This window comes from Mycobacterium sp. (assembly GCF_004298145.1).
Classification (GTDB): domain Bacteria; phylum Actinomycetota; class Actinomycetes; order Mycobacteriales; family Mycobacteriaceae; genus Mycobacterium.
In genome coordinates this window covers 38,457-55,211 of sequence record NZ_SCRH01000014.1, presented here as the reverse complement: position 1 = coordinate 55,211, position 16,755 = coordinate 38,457, and the positions used below count along the sequence as shown (strand labels likewise).

Annotated in this window: 15 protein-coding genes and 1 pseudogene; 8 read left to right on the top strand and 8 right to left on the bottom strand. The window is 67.8% G+C overall.

Annotation, left to right across the window (positions count from 1 at the left end):
• Position 1 precedes the first annotated feature (1 nt).
• Positions 2 to 979, bottom strand: coding sequence for a LacI family DNA-binding transcriptional regulator (locus EPN51_RS05420; RefSeq protein WP_293038296.1), 978 nt, complete (start codon positions 977 to 979; stop codon positions 2 to 4).
• Between the two features lie 301 nt (positions 980 to 1,280).
• Between EPN51_RS05420 and EPN51_RS05415 the strand changes: the two genes are divergently transcribed.
• From EPN51_RS05415 to EPN51_RS05390, 6 genes are read left to right on the top strand one after another with little or no spacing between them, the layout of a single operon-like run.
• Entirely contained in the window at positions 1,281 to 2,630 is a 1,350-nt protein-coding gene (locus EPN51_RS05415) for an amidohydrolase family protein (RefSeq protein ID WP_293038293.1), read from the top strand.
• A 2-nt stretch (positions 2,631 to 2,632) separates the two neighbouring features.
• Positions 2,633 to 4,966: a CoA transferase gene (locus tag EPN51_RS05410; protein WP_293038290.1), complete on the top strand. Its 2,334-nt coding sequence runs from the start codon at positions 2,633 to 2,635 to the stop codon at positions 4,964 to 4,966.
• A 1-nt stretch (position 4,967) separates the two neighbouring features.
• On the top strand, positions 4,968 to 5,297 hold the full coding sequence (locus EPN51_RS05405; RefSeq protein WP_293038286.1) for a hypothetical protein: 330 nt from the start codon (positions 4,968 to 4,970) through the stop codon (positions 5,295 to 5,297).
• On the top strand, positions 5,287 to 6,453 hold the full coding sequence (locus EPN51_RS05400) for a thiolase family protein (protein ID WP_293038283.1): 1,167 nt from the start codon (positions 5,287 to 5,289) through the stop codon (positions 6,451 to 6,453). Before EPN51_RS05405 ends, EPN51_RS05400 begins: the two co-directional genes overlap by 11 nt.
• Entirely contained in the window at positions 6,450 to 6,884 is a 435-nt protein-coding gene (locus EPN51_RS05395) for an OB-fold domain-containing protein (RefSeq protein WP_293038280.1), read from the top strand. Before EPN51_RS05400 ends, EPN51_RS05395 begins: the two co-directional genes overlap by 4 nt.
• Positions 6,881 to 7,531 carry a MarR family transcriptional regulator gene (locus tag EPN51_RS05390; RefSeq protein ID WP_293038277.1) on the top strand — a complete coding sequence of 217 codons (651 nt, stop codon included), beginning with the start codon at positions 6,881 to 6,883 and terminating at the stop codon, positions 7,529 to 7,531. Before EPN51_RS05395 ends, EPN51_RS05390 begins: the two co-directional genes overlap by 4 nt.
• On the opposite strand, the gene fadD1 is transcribed toward EPN51_RS05390, so the two are convergent.
• The 3 genes from fadD1 to EPN51_RS05375 form a co-directional block, all read right to left on the bottom strand.
• Positions 7,470 to 9,158, bottom strand: a complete 1,689-nt coding sequence (gene fadD1 / locus EPN51_RS05385) for a fatty-acid--CoA ligase FadD1 (RefSeq protein WP_293038274.1) — start codon at positions 9,156 to 9,158, stop codon at positions 7,470 to 7,472. The genes EPN51_RS05390 and fadD1 overlap by 62 nt on opposite strands.
• 440 nt (positions 9,159 to 9,598) lie before the next feature.
• The gene (locus tag EPN51_RS05380; protein WP_293038271.1) at positions 9,599 to 10,360 is read right to left on the bottom strand and encodes an SDR family oxidoreductase; all 762 of its coding nucleotides are present in this window, start codon (positions 10,358 to 10,360) and stop codon (positions 9,599 to 9,601) included.
• A 75-nt stretch (positions 10,361 to 10,435) separates the two neighbouring features.
• A complete protein-coding gene (locus tag EPN51_RS05375) occupies positions 10,436 to 11,266 on the bottom strand; it encodes an alpha/beta hydrolase (protein ID WP_293038268.1) in 831 nt (276 codons plus the stop codon).
• A gap of 64 nt (positions 11,267 to 11,330) precedes the next feature.
• Between EPN51_RS05375 and EPN51_RS05370 the strand changes: the two genes are divergently transcribed.
• Positions 11,331 to 11,939 (top strand): TetR/AcrR family transcriptional regulator, encoded by a 609-nt coding sequence (locus EPN51_RS05370; RefSeq protein WP_293038265.1) that lies wholly within the window; start codon positions 11,331 to 11,333, stop codon positions 11,937 to 11,939.
• 9 nt (positions 11,940 to 11,948) lie between these two features.
• On the opposite strand, the gene EPN51_RS05365 is transcribed toward EPN51_RS05370, so the two are convergent.
• Positions 11,949 to 12,599 carry a TetR family transcriptional regulator gene (locus EPN51_RS05365; RefSeq protein ID WP_293038420.1) on the bottom strand — a complete coding sequence of 217 codons (651 nt, stop codon included), beginning with the start codon at positions 12,597 to 12,599 and terminating at the stop codon, positions 11,949 to 11,951.
• Positions 12,600 to 12,611: 12 nt separating this feature from the next.
• Entirely contained in the window at positions 12,612 to 13,901 is a 1,290-nt protein-coding gene (locus tag EPN51_RS05360) for a lipase family protein (protein ID WP_293038262.1), read from the bottom strand.
• A 99-nt stretch (positions 13,902 to 14,000) separates the two neighbouring features.
• On the opposite strand from EPN51_RS05360, the pseudogene EPN51_RS05355 reads away from it, so the two are divergent.
• Positions 14,001 to 14,300 (top strand): annotated as a pseudogene (locus tag EPN51_RS05355) (hypothetical protein); the annotation flags it as partial.
• Here the strand turns inward: EPN51_RS05355 and EPN51_RS05350 are convergent.
• Complete coding sequence (locus tag EPN51_RS05350) at positions 14,219 to 15,028, bottom strand: polysaccharide deacetylase family protein (RefSeq protein WP_293038259.1); 810 nt, start codon at positions 15,026 to 15,028, stop codon at positions 14,219 to 14,221. The pseudogene EPN51_RS05355 and the gene EPN51_RS05350 overlap by 82 nt on opposite strands.
• 261 nt (positions 15,029 to 15,289) lie before the next feature.
• On the bottom strand, positions 15,290 to 16,681 hold the full coding sequence (locus EPN51_RS05345) for an alpha/beta hydrolase-fold protein (RefSeq protein WP_293038256.1): 1,392 nt from the start codon (positions 16,679 to 16,681) through the stop codon (positions 15,290 to 15,292).
• Between the last annotated feature and the right edge of the window lie 74 nt (positions 16,682 to 16,755).

Genomic DNA, 16,755 nt, shown 5'->3' with positions numbered 1-16,755 from the left:
TTCAGGTCGACGACCGCACCACGAGGTGGGCGATGTCGGTGAGTTCGGGGGAGGGCGGGGCGGGTTGCCCCAGCCGTTCGAAGACCGCGGCGAGCGCGGCTTCGGCGACCGCGCAGGGATCGAATTGAACCGTGGTCAGCGGCGGCGTGCTGACCATGCCCATGGGGCTGGCGTCGACGCCCATCACCGCGAGGTCGCCGGGACACCGCAGCCGCGCCTGATGGATGCCGTAGAGGACGAGGCAGGCGATCTCGTCGCTTTGGGCGCAGACGGCGGTCACCCCGTCGCCCACCCAGCCGGTGACTACGTCGGCGGCGTTGTCCAGTGTGACCTGGTCGACCCGGACGGGCGGCAGGTCGCGCGATTGCGCCGCTCGCGAAACGCCCTCGAACCAGTAGTCGCCCAACGGCCGCCATCGGGCAATCCCAGTGTAGGCGAACGCGATTCGCCGATGTCCGCGCTCGACGAGGTGCTCGACGCGCATCTCGCCGACCGAAAGATGCGGGTTCTTGAGCGCGGGCAGCGTCCCGATCTCGATGTGCGGGATGCCGGCCTTGGTCACCGCGTGACGGGCGGCGGCGCTCAGCGGGAACAGGCTGGTGATCGCGACCGGGTCCAGGTTCTCGATCGCGTCGACCACATGATGATCGTCGTCGGTCTCGAAAATCTGTACCTGAAGCAACCCTTCGCGCGCCAGTGCCGTGGTCATGCGGCTACCCGCCTGCATCGGCATCTCGCCCACGGCCACGTGCGGCACCACGTAAAGCACGACACCGCTTTTGCCGCGCGCGAGGTTGCGGGCGGCGAGATTGGGCCGGTAACCCAAGAGTTTGGCCGCCCGGTAGACGGCGTCGCGGGTTTCGGGGGAGATCCGGCGGCCCTGCGCGTTGTTCAGCACATAGCTGACCGTGGCGGTCGACACGCTGGCCAATCGGGCCACATCCGCGGTGGTCGGACGCGCAGCTTTGGGGGTGCTCAACTTCCGTTACCTTCCGGGCCCGGTCATGCCCCATGGTGGCATGCGAGGCCAATCCGCACTGCACGATGCCTTGCGGTGCGGCCAGGCGCTGCACCGTGTGATGGACTATTAGTCCACTTGTACCGGTACGACGCGGCCACGCCGTTCGGGGCGGGGGCGCCCGCGCCCGATGCCGCCGTATACGTTGGCATGCAGCAGAAGACGCGGGCTGTACCGCCAGGTTGAACCGCGACGCGAACCGTTGACAGTGTGATGAACACCATTATCTACTAGTCACTATAAATTGACCGAGGAGCGCGGCATGAACAAGGACGATCTGATCCTGATCAGCGTGGATGATCACATCGCCGAGCCGGCCGACATGTTCGACGCCCATGTGCCCGCCAAGTACAAGGACCGGGCGCCGCGGGTGGTCCTCGAACCCGACGGCATCCAGCAGTGGTACTACGGCGACGTCCGCGGCCGCAACATGGGCCTGAACGCCGTGGCCGGCAAGCCCTGCGAGATGTACAACATCGACGCCTCGCGCTACGACGAAATGCGGCCGGGCTGCTTCAACGTCGACGAGCGGGTGCGCGACATGAACGCCGGCGGGCAGCTGGCGGGGTTGAACTTTCCGAACTTCACCGGCTTCTCCGGCCAGGTCCTCAACCAGGGTCCCGACCGCGGGGTCAACCTGGTGATGATCAAGGCCTACAACGACTGGCACGTCGACGAATGGTGCGGGGCGTGTCCGGGCCGGTTCATCCCGTGCGGCATCCTGCCGCTGTTCGACGTGGCCGAGGCCGCCAAGGAGGTCAAACGCCTGGCCGACAAGGGTTGTCACGCGGTGACGTTCTCGGAGAACCCGGAAGCCCTGCAGATGCCCAGCATTCACACCAAGTACTGGTATCCGCTGTTCGAGGCCGCCTGTGAAAACAAGACGGTGCTGTGCACCCACGTCGGCTCCGCCTCGCGCTCGCCGCAGGTGTCGACGGACGCACCGCCCAGCGTGCAGATGACCGCCTCGTCGATGATGAGCATGTTCACCTTCACCGAACTGATCTGGGCCGAGTTCTGGGCGGACTTCCCAGAACTGAAGTTCTCGCTCACCGAGGGCGACGTCGGCTGGATGCCGTACTTCCTGTGGCGCGCCGAGCACGTCTACAACCGCCACTCGGGGTGGACGCTGGCGACGTTCCCACCGGGATACAGTGGCCCCACCGATGTGTTCAAGCGGCATTTCTACACCTGCTTCATCAGCGACAAGGTCGGTGTACACAACATGGATTGGTTCAACGAGGACATGCTGTGCTGGGAGTCCGACTTCCCGCACTCCGATAGCAACTGGCCGTTCGCGCCGGAGGACATCAGCGCCACCATGGGCCATCTCGACGATCGGGTCATCGACAAGATCACCCACGAAAACGCCATGGCCGCATACTCATTCGACCCGTTCCGGTATATCCCGAAGGAGCAGGCGCGGGCCGGCGAGCTGCGCGCGCAGGCCACCGATGTCGACGTGGTCACCCACGTCGGGCGCCAGGCCAGCCAGCGCGACCGGGACGCGTGGACCCGGATGACGCAGTTCGCCCTGCAGGCCGGGGCCGCCGCACCGGTGACGGCGGAGGCGGTCGGTATCGCCGGGCGCGCCACCACCCTGGGCAACTGAACGTGGGGGCCGAGGCGCCGTTCGTGGACTGGCGCGTGCTGGAGTTGTGCAACGGCCTGGCGGTGTCCTACTGCGGCAAGATGTTCGCCGACGCCGGCGCCGACGTGGTGAAAATCGAATCGACACAAGGCGATTCGTTGCGCGGCTGGTCGGCCGGGGGTCCGCCCGGGGCGTTGTTCGGATATCTGGCCGCGGGTAAGAAGTCGGTGGTCAACCACGGCCAGGCCGAGATCGCGTCGCTGCTGTCCGGCGCCGACATCGTGCTCACCGACCTGACCGACGGGTGGACGCTCGACGGCATCACCGCGCACACCGCGGCCTCGGCGGTGGTGGTGGCCGTGACAGCGTTCGGCACCACCGGTCCCTACGTCGAAAACCAGGTGGCGGCCAACGAATTCATCCTGCAGGCGTTGTGCGGATCGATCGCCGGTCGGGGCTGGCCGGATGACGAACCGGTACAAGCTGGCGGCCGGCTGGGCGAGTGGCTGGCGGGTACGTTCGCCGCGGCGGCCGCCGCGGCGACGGCCCGGCACGCCGCCCGGAGCGGGCGCGGCCAGGTCATCGACGTCTCGACGTACGAGGCCATGGTGATCGCGATGGGTGGCCTGTCCGCCATGTCCGCCAGCGTGCTGGGTGCCGATTCGCTGCTGCACGAACGCAGCCTGGAGCTGCCGTCGATCGTCCCCACGGCCGACGGCATGGTTGGCTTCTGCACCATCACCGCGCAGCAGTTCCAGGATTTCCTGGTGCTGATCGACCGCGCCGATCTCGTCGGCGACGCCGAGCTGGCGTCCTTCGCCGGCCGGGTCGAGCGCCGCGACGAGTTCCTGGACATGGTCACCGCATGGACCCGGAGCCGAACCACCCAGGAGATCGTCGACCTTGCGGTCGCATTCCGGATCCCGGTGTCCCCCATCGCGTCTCCCGAGACGCTGCCCAAGGTGGACCACTTCGTGGAACGCGGCGTGTTCGTCGAATCACCAGCCGGGGTGTTGGCGCCGCGGGTGCCGTATCGCAGCGACGCGATAGCGACCAGGGCGCCCGGAGAGCCGCCATCACTCGGCGCCGACAACGGACGGCTGCACTGGCCGGCCCGGCCCGAGCCGCCCCGAAGCGCCGACCCCGACGCCCTTCCCCTGTCCGACGTGCGGGTCACCGACTTCACCGCGTTCTGGGCCGGCCCGGTCGCCACGCAACTGCTCGGCGCCCTGGGCGCCGACGTGATCAAGGTCGAGGGGGTCCGGCGGCCCGACGGCATGCGGTTCTCCGCGGGCCGCCCGCCCGACTGGGATCAATGGTGGGAGTGGGGCCCGGTATTCCTGTGCAGCAACAACAACAAGCGCGGCGTCAGCGTCGACCTGGGCACCGATGCCGGGCGATCCATCGCGCTCGAGCTCATCGCCGCGAGCGATCTCGTCGTCGAGAACTTCTCGCCCAGGGTGATGGCGAACTTCGGGCTGGAGTGGGACGCGGTGCGCGTGGCCAACCCACACGCCATCATGGTGCGGATGCCCGCGTTCGGCCTCGATGGTCCGTGGCGCGACCGCGTCGGCTTCGCACAGACGATGGAGCAGGCGACGGGCATGGCGTGGATGACCGGGCACGCCGACGGCCCGCCGGTGATTCCGCGCGGGGTGTGCGACCCGATCGCCGGCCTGCACGCCGCCTTCGCCGCCGTGGCCGCACTGGTGATCCGCGACCGCGGGGGCGCCCGAATGCAGGTGGAATCGACCATGGTCGAGGCCGCGCTCAACGTGGCGGCCGAGATGCTGGTCGAGTATTCACGCAACGGAATCGCGATGCGCCGCAATGGAAACCGTGGACCTGGGGCCGACCCCCAGGGCGTGTACCGGTGCCGAGGCGACGACGAATGGGTCGCGCTCGCCGCGATGGATGCCCCCGCACGCGCCTCGCTGGCAGTACTCCTCGACCAACCGGAGCTGCCCGAAACCGGCTGGGACGAGCGGTCCGACGATGTCGACAAACTGATCTCCGACTGGGCCGCGGGGCGCTCGGTGACCGAAGCGGTCGACGCGCTGCGCGGCGTCGGGGTGGCCGCCGCGCGCGTCACCCCGGCCGCGGCGCTGCTGACCGACCCGCACCTGCGCGCCCGGGGTTTCTGGGAGACGGTCAACCATCCGGTCGCGGGCTCTTTCCGGTGCACCGGAATGCCTTTCGTGTTCCTCGGCGAGCCCAGGCGCTGGATTCGGCGGGTGCCGCCGCTCTACGGCCAGCACACCGGTGAGGTGCTCACCGAGATTCTCGGGCACAGCGCAAAGGATCTGGCCGACCTGCGGCGGTCGGGCACCATCAGCGACCGGCCGGCGGGCCTGTGAGATGGCGGTCAGCCTGTGCGTGCCGCCCCGCGCCGGGGAGCTGTGCGCGCCGGTGCGTTTCCTGGTGCGCCAGGACTCCGTGGTGATGGAGCTGACCGCCCGCCACCGCATCACCAGCGTCGAGTGGGACGAGGACGAGCACGCGGTGGCGATGGTCGTCGAGATCACCGACCCGCGCACGGCGCGGCCCGTGGACGTGCGGATCGACGTGATCGAGCCGGGCGCGGCTCGCGCCGATGCACGAGCCACCACGATCGGCACCATCGAGCGCGACGGACGCGGATACGACGTCGTGGGCACCTACCTGGGAGTTGTCGCGGATGAAAACTAGCCGGAAGAAACGCACCGCGGCGATCGTCGGCGTGCATAACACCCGCCAGGGCCGGCGCCTGGACGGCGAAACCTCGCGCGGGCTCGCGATCAAGGCGATTCTGGGCGCGCTCGACGATGCCGGCCTGACCCTCGATGACGTCGACGGCATCAGTGCGAGCCCGCAGTCGACCTCGTTGATCTACGACCTGCGTCTCGGCCCCGCCTGGCAGGGCCTGGCTTTCGGGGTCGGCATGATCACCGAGGCGGTGACCGCCATCGAGCACGGCATGGCCGACGTGGTGGTGCTGGTCGCGGCCCAGGCCGGCGAATACCGCGACCACGAGGCCACCGCGCCGTGGACCCGGCCCGAAAACGAATTCGTCGCGCCCTGGGGCATGTTCACCACCGCCGAATTCGCGCTCATCGCGCGACGCCACATGCACGTCTACGGCACCACGCGCGAACAACTTTCGATCGTCGCGGCGACCATCCGCAACAACGGGTCACGCAATCCCGAAGCGGTCTACCACCAACGCGGGCCCTTCGCACCGGGCGACATCACCGCGTCGCGCCCCATCGCCGACCCGTTCCATCTCCTGGACTGCGCCACCACGTCCGAGGGCGGGTGTGCGCTCATCGTGGCCAACGTCAACGCCATCGACGTCAAGAGCCAGCCCATCTACGTCCTGGGCAGCGGCGCGGACTTCCACGGCCCGTCCTACCAGCATCCCCCGGCGTACGACCTCGCCGGACGGCGCGGCGATCACGTGAACGGCGTCGTGGGCCGGCGCGCGGCCGAGTGCGCGTTCGACCACGCCGGGCTGCGCCGCGACGACGTCGACGTGCTGGAACTGTACGATCCGTTCTCCTTCGAAATCATCCGGCAGCTCGAGGCATTCGGCTTCTGTGGCGACGGCGAGGGCGGACCGTTCGTCGGCGACGGCCACATCGCCATCGACGGCAGCCATCCGATCACCACCGACGGGGGAACCATGTCGTTCAGCCACGCGGGCTCCAATCCGCAGATGATGCAGCGGGCGATCCGGGCGGTTCAGCAGCTGCGCGGCCAGGCCGGTGATCTTCAAGTCCCCGATGCGCATATCGCGTTGTGCAGCAACGGGGGAGCGGGGGCCCTGTTCACGACGGTGCTGATTTTGGGAGACGAACCACGGTGACCCCTGATCGATTGCGACCCCAAGCCGGGCCTGTCCCGCACGCGAGCAGCCATGTCAGCGTGCCGTTCTGGGAGGGATGCCGGTCGCGGCAGCTGCGCTATCAGCGTTGCGCGGCGTGCGGTCAGGCGAACTTTCCCCCGACTGAGCATTGCCGCCAATGCCTTTCGGACGACATCGACTGGCGGCAGGGCGGTGGCCGCGGTGAGATCTACAGCTGGACAGTCGTTTATCGACCGGTGACGGCGGAGTTCGAACCGCCCTATGCACCGGCGATCATCACGCTCGACGAGGGCTATCAGATGCTGACCAACGTCGTCGGTGTGCCCCCGGAGGACATCGAGGTCGGCCTGCGCGTCCGGGTGCAATTCCACGGCGTCGGCCCCGACCTGATGCTTCCATACTTCACCGCCGAAGAGGCCGACAGTTCGTGAGTCCCCGTACCAGCAACGGACTTCCGGTCACCGCCTATCTGGTCCTGGGCGTGCTGGCGGCCAACGACGAACAACTCACCGCCGGTGAGATCAAGATGCGCGCCGAACTGTCGGTCGGCCACTTCTACTGGTCGCCGTCGGTGAGTCACGTGCGGCGCGAGCTGACCCGGCTGCTGGCCCGGGGAATGGTCAGCGAGACCGGCGCCCAATCCGGCAAGCGCGCCATCACCTTGTACGAGACCACCGAGGCCGGGCTCGACGCGCTGCGCCGGTGGGTCCAGCATTTCCCGGGCCAGGAGCAGGTGGTCATCAAACACCCCGTCATCCTCAAAACCTGGCTGGCCCGCGGCGAGGATCCCGAGCACGTCCTGGACACCCTGGACCGGCATCTCGACGCGACCCGGGCCCGGCTCGACGAGGCACTGTGGTCGCGGCAGCGCTCCCACGAACTCGGCATCACCGAGGACCCCGACCAGCGGTACTCGTTCGCCGTCCTGGACTACGCGATCCGGGGCCTGTATGCGGAGATCTCCAACATCTCCCAGCTGCGCGACGAGATCGCCGGCGGCACCAGCCGTGACCCCGTCAAGCGGGTGCGACGGTCGAAGGGGCAGATCCGCCGTCGGACACCCCGGAACCCCGGCTAGCCAATGGTGGCGACCCGCTGCGCCCGGCTCCGCCGCTCTTGCGATCGGCACTTGCCGTGTACGTCGTCCCACGAGCGTCGCGCTCCCACAAGACTTCTCCCGCGCCGATAGCGGTTCCCTGGGCGATCAACTGGCGCTTGAGCACCTTGTGGGTGGCGGTGCTGGGCAGGTCGGTCGCGATGCGCACGTATCGCGGGCGGGCCTTGGGGGACAGGTCGGGCTGTGCGTCCAGGAATGTTTCGAATTCGGCGGGCGCGAGGCTGTGGCCGTCGTTGAGCACGATGGCGGCCATCACCTGATCGCCCACCCGGCCGTCGGCGACGGCGTAGATCGCGATCCGATTGATCGCGCTGTGGCGCAACAGAATCCGCTCGATGGGCGCGGCGGCCAGGTTCTCGCCGTCGACCCGCATCCAGTCGGCGGTGCGCCCGGCCAGGTAGATCCAGCCGTCGGCGTCCCGATAGGCGAGGTCCCCGGACCAGTACATGCCGTGGTGCATGCGCTCGGCGTTGGCGTCCGGGTCGTTGTAGTAGCCGGTGAAGAAACCCGAACCCGCCGTGTTCACCAACTCGCCCACCGATTCGTCGGCGTTGACGAGCGCCCCGTCGGCGTCGAACCGTGCGATCGCACATTCGGTGATGGTGTCGCTGTTGTAGATCGCGATCCCGTCCATGCCTTTGCCGATCGAGCCTTTGGGAGTGCCTTCTTCTCGGATCACGATGACGGCGTTCTCGGTGGAGCCGAAGCCGTCCTCGACCTGCACGCCGAAGCGGCGGCCAAACTCCTCGATGTCCTTGTCGTTGGCCTCGTTGCCGAACGCCACCCGCAGGGGATTGTGGGCGTCGTCGTCGCGTTCGGCGGTGGCCAGGATGTAGGCGAGCGGTTTGCCGACGTAGTTCATGTAGGTGGCGCCGTACCGGCGGATGTCGTCGAGGAAATTGCTCGCCGAGAACTTCGCGGGCACCATCGCGGCCCCCGAGCACACCGCGGGCGCCCATCCGGCGACGACCGCGTTGGAATGAAACAGCGGCATCGAGACGTAGCAGGTGTCCTGTTCGGTCAGGGCGAAGCGCTGGACGAGGTTGAGTCCGGCGAACGTCGCCATGAAGTGGGATACCTGCACCGCCTTGGGATTTCCGCTCGTTCCCGAGGTGAAGATCATCATGAAGGCGTCCATCGCGGTGACCTGCCGATGGGGCGTCAGCTCCCCGGCGGTGTCGATGAACTCGGCCCACTGCGGCGTCGAGGTGTCGAGGATTTGCGTGCCCGGCAGGTCCAGGCCGTCCAGCAGCGGCCGGTGTTCGGCATCGGTCACCACGAACTGGCAGTCGGCGCGGCGAATATCGGCGGCCAGCGCCGCACCGCGGCGGGTGGTGTTCAGCCCGCACAGGACGTAGCCACCGAGCCCGGCCGCCGCCATCTGGCTCAGCATCTCGGGTGTGTTTCCCAGCAGGGCGCCGATGTGCAGCGGTCGTACGGGATCGGCGGCGGCCAACAGGGCGGCGGCGCGCGCCGTCGACCCCTCCAGGTACTGGCGCCAACTCCATTGCACGTCACCGTATTTCACCGCGATCGACGGGTCGGATAAGCGCTTGCGCAGTAGCGCTTGGATCGTGTCGTCAGTCATCGCTCCGATTCACCTTCACTGTGCCCGCCCTACGAGACGAGACGGTCCGTCTTATGATAGCTGGCACCTCGGCGCCGCAAAATCGCGACACGTAATGGGGGGCCGCCGGTGCCGGCTGGTCCATGGCTGCGCAGCACCTCGCGTTGTGGAAATCGTCATGGCCATTTCGCCCAGGATTCCCTATCGAGGACCGCGTGTATAGCGGATTCGTTCGTATCAAACGGTGATCATTGCCCCATGCTGTTTGAGTTACACAGGTCGCTACTTCTGCTCCGCAATCGAGCACGCGAATTTCGTCGCGGGGTCTCACGAACACCGGCGGTGGGCATCGCGGCCAGGCGCCGCCGTGGTGGCCAGTCGGGCGCCCGGCGAGCCAATGATTAAAGCCGATGCCGCTGAGTGCTATTGGTAACCAGAGGGTCTGATCGGCCGCGCGCTGCCTAACCGCCCACCATCATCAGGCCGCCGTCCACCGCCAGCAGCTGCCCGGTGATGAAGCCCGACCCGGGGCCGGCTAAAAAAACCAGCATCGGTCCGACGTCGCGGGCGGGTTCCCCCAGCGTCCCGCCCAGCGGGATCATCATCTTCATCTGCTGGTCGATCAGCGCGGCCGATTCTGGCCCGAGGAAATCGCGCAGCCGGTCGGCGCCCGGCGTCTGCACCGCCGGGGCAAGGGCGTTGACGGTGACATCGTCGGCGGCCCAGGCCTTGGCGGCCGACCGCGTCCACGCCTGCACCGCGCCCTTGGTCGCCGCGTAGACGGCCGAGATCGGGCTGCCCATAACGGCTTCGGAGGAGCCGAAGTTGATGATCCGGCCGCCCTTGGGGTTTTGCTCCTTCATGACGGCGTAGGCGGCCTGATTGGTGAGGATGGTCGCCTTGACGTTGGTGTCCAACAGAAAGGAGATCTCGTCGGCGCCGATGTAGCCGGGGATCCCGGCCTGCCAGAGCCCCGCGGCGTGCACCAGGACGTCGAGCCCGCCCAGGCGTTGCACCGCGTCGGTGACCATCGCTGAGACGGCGTCGGCGTCGCGCACGTCGCACTGCAGCCAGCTGGCCGCGAGGCCTTCCGGCGGCGGCGTCTGGTGGTAGGTCGCGGCGACCTCGGCGCCCGCCTCGGTCAGGACTCCGACGGCGGCAGCGCCGATACCGGTGGCGCCGCCGGTCACCAGGATGCGCCGGCCGAGCAGGACATTTTCCATGCACGCGAGCGTAACGCCACGGCGAGATCCCGCTCGATTTTTCGCCGTGCCGTTACACTCGCGGAGGCCAGCCGGTCAGGCGCGCACCGCGATCGTCGAGAGCAGATCCGCGAGTCGGTCGGGCTGATCGAGCATCGAGAAGGTCCGCGCCCCAGCGATCACTTCGAGGCGGGCGTTCGGAATGGTCGCGGCCAGCCGCGCCCCGTCTTCCTGCTCGAAGAACACGTCATCGGCCGACCATGCGATGAGCGTCGGCTTGTCGAAGTCGTACAGCCGGGTCGCCACCGTCGTCGTCACCTCGGTGCGCATCGAAAGCGTGAACTGGCGCAGGTCTTCGGCGACCTCAGGAAGCGACAGGGCCGGGCGCACCCAGAGCTCGGTGAGGTCGTCGACGTTGCTGTGCGCCAGGCCGTCGAACGCGCGCTTGCGCACGACGGGGGCGCGTACGGCCTGGATCGCGGTGCGGAACAACGTCTTCGACTTGGCCGCCAACAGCAGTGGCCGCAGGATCGGCGGCGGAAAGTGTTCGAACGCATCGCAACTCGTGAGCACCAGCGCGCCCAGCCGCTCGCGATGGTGCACGGCCACCAGCTGGGTGACGACGCCGCCGGTGTCGTTGCCGACCAGCACCACGTCCTCGAGGTCGAGCGCCGCGAGCGCCTCGGCGACCATGCCGGCGACGCCGGTGATGGTTCGATCGGCGCCGTGACGCAGCGGCTCCGGATGCGCGCCCAGCGGCCAGGTCGGGGCGATGCAGCGCAGGCCGCGGCCGGCCAGCCGCTCGCTGACCTGACGCCACAATTGGCCACCCATCATGTAGCCGTGCACGAACACGACCGGCCTGCCGTTTTCGGGTCCGGTTGCTTCGTAATGAATGGTTCCGGCACTAATGTCGATCGTCGACATAGAGGACTCCTACTCAGATATAGTTACAAACAGGCTGTCTGTTCGTAAGTTACCAACAGGTTGTATGGAAAGCAAGAGACGCACCCAGGAGGAGCGCTCCGCGGCGACCCGCGAGGCGCTGATCGGCGCTGCGCGCAAACTGTGGGGCCTGCGAGGATACGCGGACGTGGGTACGCCCGAGATCGCCTCGGCGGCCGGGCTGACCCGCGGCGCGATGTATCACCAATTCGCCGACAAGGCAACGCTTTTCCGCGAGGTCGTCGAGGTCGTCGAGCAGGATGTGATGGCGCGGATGGCCGTGGTGGTGGCCGAGTCCGGGGCGACGACGCCGACGGCCGCGATCCGGGCCGCCGTGGACGCGTGGCTCGAGGTTTCCGCCGATCCCGAAGTGCGGCAGCTGATCCTGTTGGATGCGCCGAGCGTGCTCGGCTGGGCGGAATTCCGCGATGTCGCCCAGCGGTACAGCCTGGGCATGACCGAGCAGATGCTCGCCGAGGCGATCCGGGCCGGCCAGTTGGCCGAGCAACCGGTGCGGCCGTTGGCGCACGTGCTGATCGGTGCGCTCGACGAGGCGGCCATGGTCATCGCCACCGCCGACGACCCGGACCGCACCCGCCGGGAAACCCGGCAGGTGCTGCACCGCCTCATCGACGGGATGTTCGAGGCGCGCTGACGGGCGGGGTCAAGCACCGCGAATTGCAGCGACGCCGGCGATGACACCCTGGACGAGCCGGTCGAGGTGCTCGGCGTTGTCGACGGCCGGCTGCCCCGCCACGAAGGTCAGCATGATCCCGTTGATGAACGCCAGGGTGGCGATCGCCTGGTCGTCGACCAAGGCCGGATCGGGTGCGGCGCCATCGGGATGCCATTGGGTGACGACGTCGCGGGCCAGGGCGTAGAGCCGGTCCGCGGATTCACTGAGGGCCGCGGCCAGTTCGGGGTCCCGCCCGGCGAGCAGTGCCAGCTCGTAGCGCGCCTTGGCGCGGGTCAGCCAGGGTTCGCTGTTCACGTACATGACGATGCGGGCCAAACCGGCGGTGCCGGCGAACTGCGTGGCGTGATCCTCGGCGAGTTCGGTCATCATCGAAAAATCGGCGACGTCCAGTTCGGCAAGCCGGGTGGCCATGGCGTGCACCAGCGCCTTGCGGGTCCTGAAGTAGAACGACGTGGTGCCGGCCGGCACGCCGGCGTGGTCGTCGACCTTGGGGTGACTGACACCGTGCACCCCGTTGCTGCCCAACAGTTCGATCGCGGCGTCGGCGAGCTGGCGGCGCCGCTCAGGCGCGTTGTGCTTTCTGCGTGCAGCGATGCACCCCAGTTTATCGACGCCAATCTCGGCCGCGCTTCAGAACCGACCGCAGTTCGGTGCGGTGGGCTCTCCGTTGAAGCGGGCCGCGATCCACTGCATGGCCGGCTCACCGTCGACCAGCATCGGCAGGGCGTGGTTGATGATGAGCTTGTTGAGGAAGGGCGGCTCTTCGTTGGAGCGGAATTCCACGTCGGCGTCCTGGGTGCACCAGTCGCGTCCGAGTTGGTTGGCCGCGGTCCACGGCACCAGCGGGTCGTAGCGGTTGCTGTTGATCAGCACCGGCGCGTTGGGTTTGTAGCGCCCGATCCGCTGTGCGTCGAACAGGGTGTTGAACGGCTCCTCATTCACCAATTGGTCGATGTCCTCGGTGAAGTAGGGCTGCAGATGCCGAAACATGAAGTCCAAGATGGTCTGGCCGACGCACTGGCGCGATACGGATTCGAGCATCGCCAGCCCGCGGGGTGTCATCTTGGAGCGGATGGTGTCGGCGAACTCCGGGTAGGCGGCCAGCACGCTGTTGAGCGCGTATCCGACGGCGCCGACCAGGACGCTGCCGTCGGCGTAGGGAAACAGTTCCTTGAGGTTGGCCGGGGGCGCCCCGGCATAGGTACCCACGATATGGAGGTCGGGGGCGTATTGCGAGGCGAGCTCGGCCGCGGAGGCGGACGCGCCACCGCCCTGCGAATAGCCCCAAAATGCCACGGGCCCATGCGGATCCAACGACGTGCCGGGCAGTCGCATAGCCGCGCGGGCGGCGTCGAGGACGGCCTGCCCCTCGGCCACCCGCCCCACATATGTGTGCATCGACGCGGTGCCCAGGCCCTCGTAGTCGGTCATCACGATGGCGAAACCACGGGCGACCATGGTGGCGACGAACAGTTCCTCGTAGTTGAGCATGATGTCCCAGCCACCCGAATAGTGGATGCCCTGGTTGAACATTCGCGACGGCGCGCACTGATTGCCCTGGCCCTGGGTGCCGGGTGCGTAACTGATCAACGGCCGTGGCCCGCCACCCGGCCAGTCGTTGTAGGGCTCGAAGTAGGTGCCGGTGACCGCGATCGGGTTACCACGGGTGTCGGTGCTGCGGTACATGATTCGGGTGCCGGTCGCCATGATCGCGCCCAGCTGGCCCGACGGTTCCAGCACCAGCCGCGACGGCTCGGTCCGCATCAGGTCGCCGGGCTGGCCGGGCGGCAGCGGGTCCGGCGGGGTGTAAAAGTCCGCGTACCGCGGCTCGTCGCCGCCGTCAGCCCGCGCAATTCCGCCCCCCGCCAGTGCTGAAGCAATTATCAGCAGCGCTGTTAAAATTCCCCCGGCCCGACGCATTACGGAACGGTAACAATCGACCGCCGGCCAGCGGAAGAGGTTTCTCTAATTTTTTAGAGATTGTGTGCTCGCCAACGATGATTCCGGGTAAAGAATTGCCAGATACGGGTGAGCCGGCAGGCAATAGTGGCCCTGGAGCGGCATGGCTACGTCACCCGGGCCCCCGACCCGGTCGACGCGCCTGCCCGGATCATCGAGCTGACGGCGCGTGGCCGGCGTGCCCCGCGGGTGATGCGTTCCAACGCAGTCGCTTCGGAGAAGCGATGGCGGCAGGCCCGGGGTGAGCGGCCGCGCCGGACGGCGTCGGGTAGCGGCCGTCAGGGCGTCTTGACGAACACGTCGTTGAGCGTGACCGTGCGAAGGTTCCGGTCGCGGATGATGTCGACGAGCTGCGGATAGACGTGCGTCACCGGCAGATGATTGAGGTGCCCGATGACGATGGCCTGCGGCGTGAAGTACTGATCGGCCATCTGCACGATGTAGTCCTCGGTGATCAGCGTCGAATCCGACAGCGAGCCCGACCACAGGGTGGGGACCTTGTAACCGAGGTCGGCGGCGACGGCGTCCACGGCGGCGTTGCGCTTGGCGTACGGCGGCCGCCAATAGGGCTTGGCGCCGATGCCGTACGTCTTCTTCAGGAATGCGTCGTTACGGGTGAGCTGTTCGGCGACTTGCTCTTTGGTCAGTGTGGTCAGGTCCGGGTGTGACCAGGTGTGGTTACCGAGTTGGATCTGCCCGCTGTCGACCAACGGCCGCAGCAGCTCCATGTTGTCGGTCCACGAGTCGTAAACCCCGTTGACGAAATAGGTCAGCCGCACGCCGGTGTCCTTGGCGAATTGCGTGTAGGCGCGCACCACCTCGCTGTTCACGCCGTCGTCGACGGTCAGCGCGAGCAGGTCGCCTTCGCCGGGGATTTTGACCAGTGCACCCCCGCCGGGCAGCGGAATGCGGGCGCTGAGCGGCGGGGGCGGCAGCAAAGCCTGCGGGGCGGTCGGGCCGGACGTCGGCACGTCGACCCGCGGTGTCTGGGCGAAGGTGCGCGGCTGCGGGTCGATGATGAGCCGGGCCGACCCGACGCCGACGACCACCGACGCGGCGAGCGATCCAAGGAACTGACGGCGGTTCATGGCCGAGACGGGACAGCGTCGATCAACTGCAAGCGCGGGCCGAGAAATGGCGAATGCGGCCCGACTATTCGGAACTGGGTGGTGGTGCGTTGCGTAACACGCGGGTCCCCGCGGGAACCGCCGTTCGTGCACAACATCGAGGCCACAGCAGCGAACCGTACCATTCGGAGCGCCCATAAGTCGGCTGCGTTACGGGAGGGTCAGTTGTGAATTCTCGACTGCTCCCGCTGCGGCCGGTGAACGCGAACCGACCAGCGGGAATCAGTGCGGTTCCCCGGCGGTCCGTTGCGGGAGCTGCACGGGTTCGACGCCGGGGGTTCCGACCGTGGAGGCCAGCCACGGCAGGGCGGTGGCAAACGCCTGGGCGGCAAACGGCCAGTCGTGCTTGCCCTCCTGGGTGACCACCGCACAGGTGATGCCGTTGGCGGTGCCGACCGCGCACAGCGACTTCGCGGCGGCGTCCTGGCCCTCGGGGTTGGCGGCCGGGTCGATGCTGGACACGGTGAGGGTCGGGTTGGCTTGTTCGGCCACGTTGCGAGGTCCGGATGACACCGGCACGTCAAACCATCCCGACAGGCCGGTGTAGTGGCCGTGCTTCGTCATGACGGTGACCGGGTCGAAGGCGGCCCAAGCGGCCTGATCGCCGCCGAACAGGCGCGCGACCGACTGGTCCTTGGGGCCGACGTTGGGGCCGCGGTCACCCGCGATGTCCACGAACGCGCTGAACAGCTCCGGATGCGTGACGGCCAGGTCGACGGCGCAGGTACCGCCCATCGACCATCCGGCGACGCCCCAGTTGGTGCGATCCCCGCTGACGCCGAAGTTCGACACCATGAACGGGATCACGTCCTTGGCCAGGTGGTCGGCGGCGTTGCCGCGCGGGCCGTTGACGCATTCGGTGTCGTTGTCGAATGAACCGGTCGGATCGACGAACACCAGCACCGGGGAGAACCCGTGATGGGCGGCCGCGAAGTTGTCGATGGCGGTGAAGGCGCCGCCGGGGCCCAGCCAGTCGGCCGGGGTGTTGAAGGCCGAGCTGATCATCATGACGGCCGGCAGCCGGGGCGGCGGATTGCTGTTGAACCATGCGGGCGGCAGGTAGACCAACTCACGGCGGTGGGCGAAGTGGGAGGCGTTGTCGTCGATGTCCACCGGCACCACCACACCCTTGGTCGGCCTGGTCCCGGCGATCTGCATTTCGGTGACCCGCAGCCGGTCGATCTGGTCGGGCAATGGCACCGATGTGAGCTGATTCCACGCGGCCAGCGCCGTGGGGAAATAGCCCACCCAGCCGTTCAGCGCCATGCCCGCACACAGGACGCACAGCGGTATCGCCAGCACCGCCACGCCGCGACGCCACCACCGCACGCCCCGCCAGCCCACCAGGAAAACCGCGGCGGCCAGACCGCTCAGCCCGATCCACAACCACAGCGTCGTCGGTGCCGGGTCCCCGGCCACCCCGAGCGAGGTGATGTACCACCGCGAAAGCGCGGTCACCGCGACGGCCGCGATCAACGCCACGGGCATCACTCGCTTGAGCCAGCTTCGCGTGCGCCATTGGATCGCGACGACCAGCACGAGCACCGCCAGGCCCTGTACGGCCGGCGGAAACCAGCCGTGCAGCAAGGACAGCTGTCCGAAGAACTGCTCCAACGGTCGTGACCTTTGCTAGATCGATCGCTGCGCGAGGGGAAGGTGATTGTCGTGATCGTCGAGGGGCCGGTCGG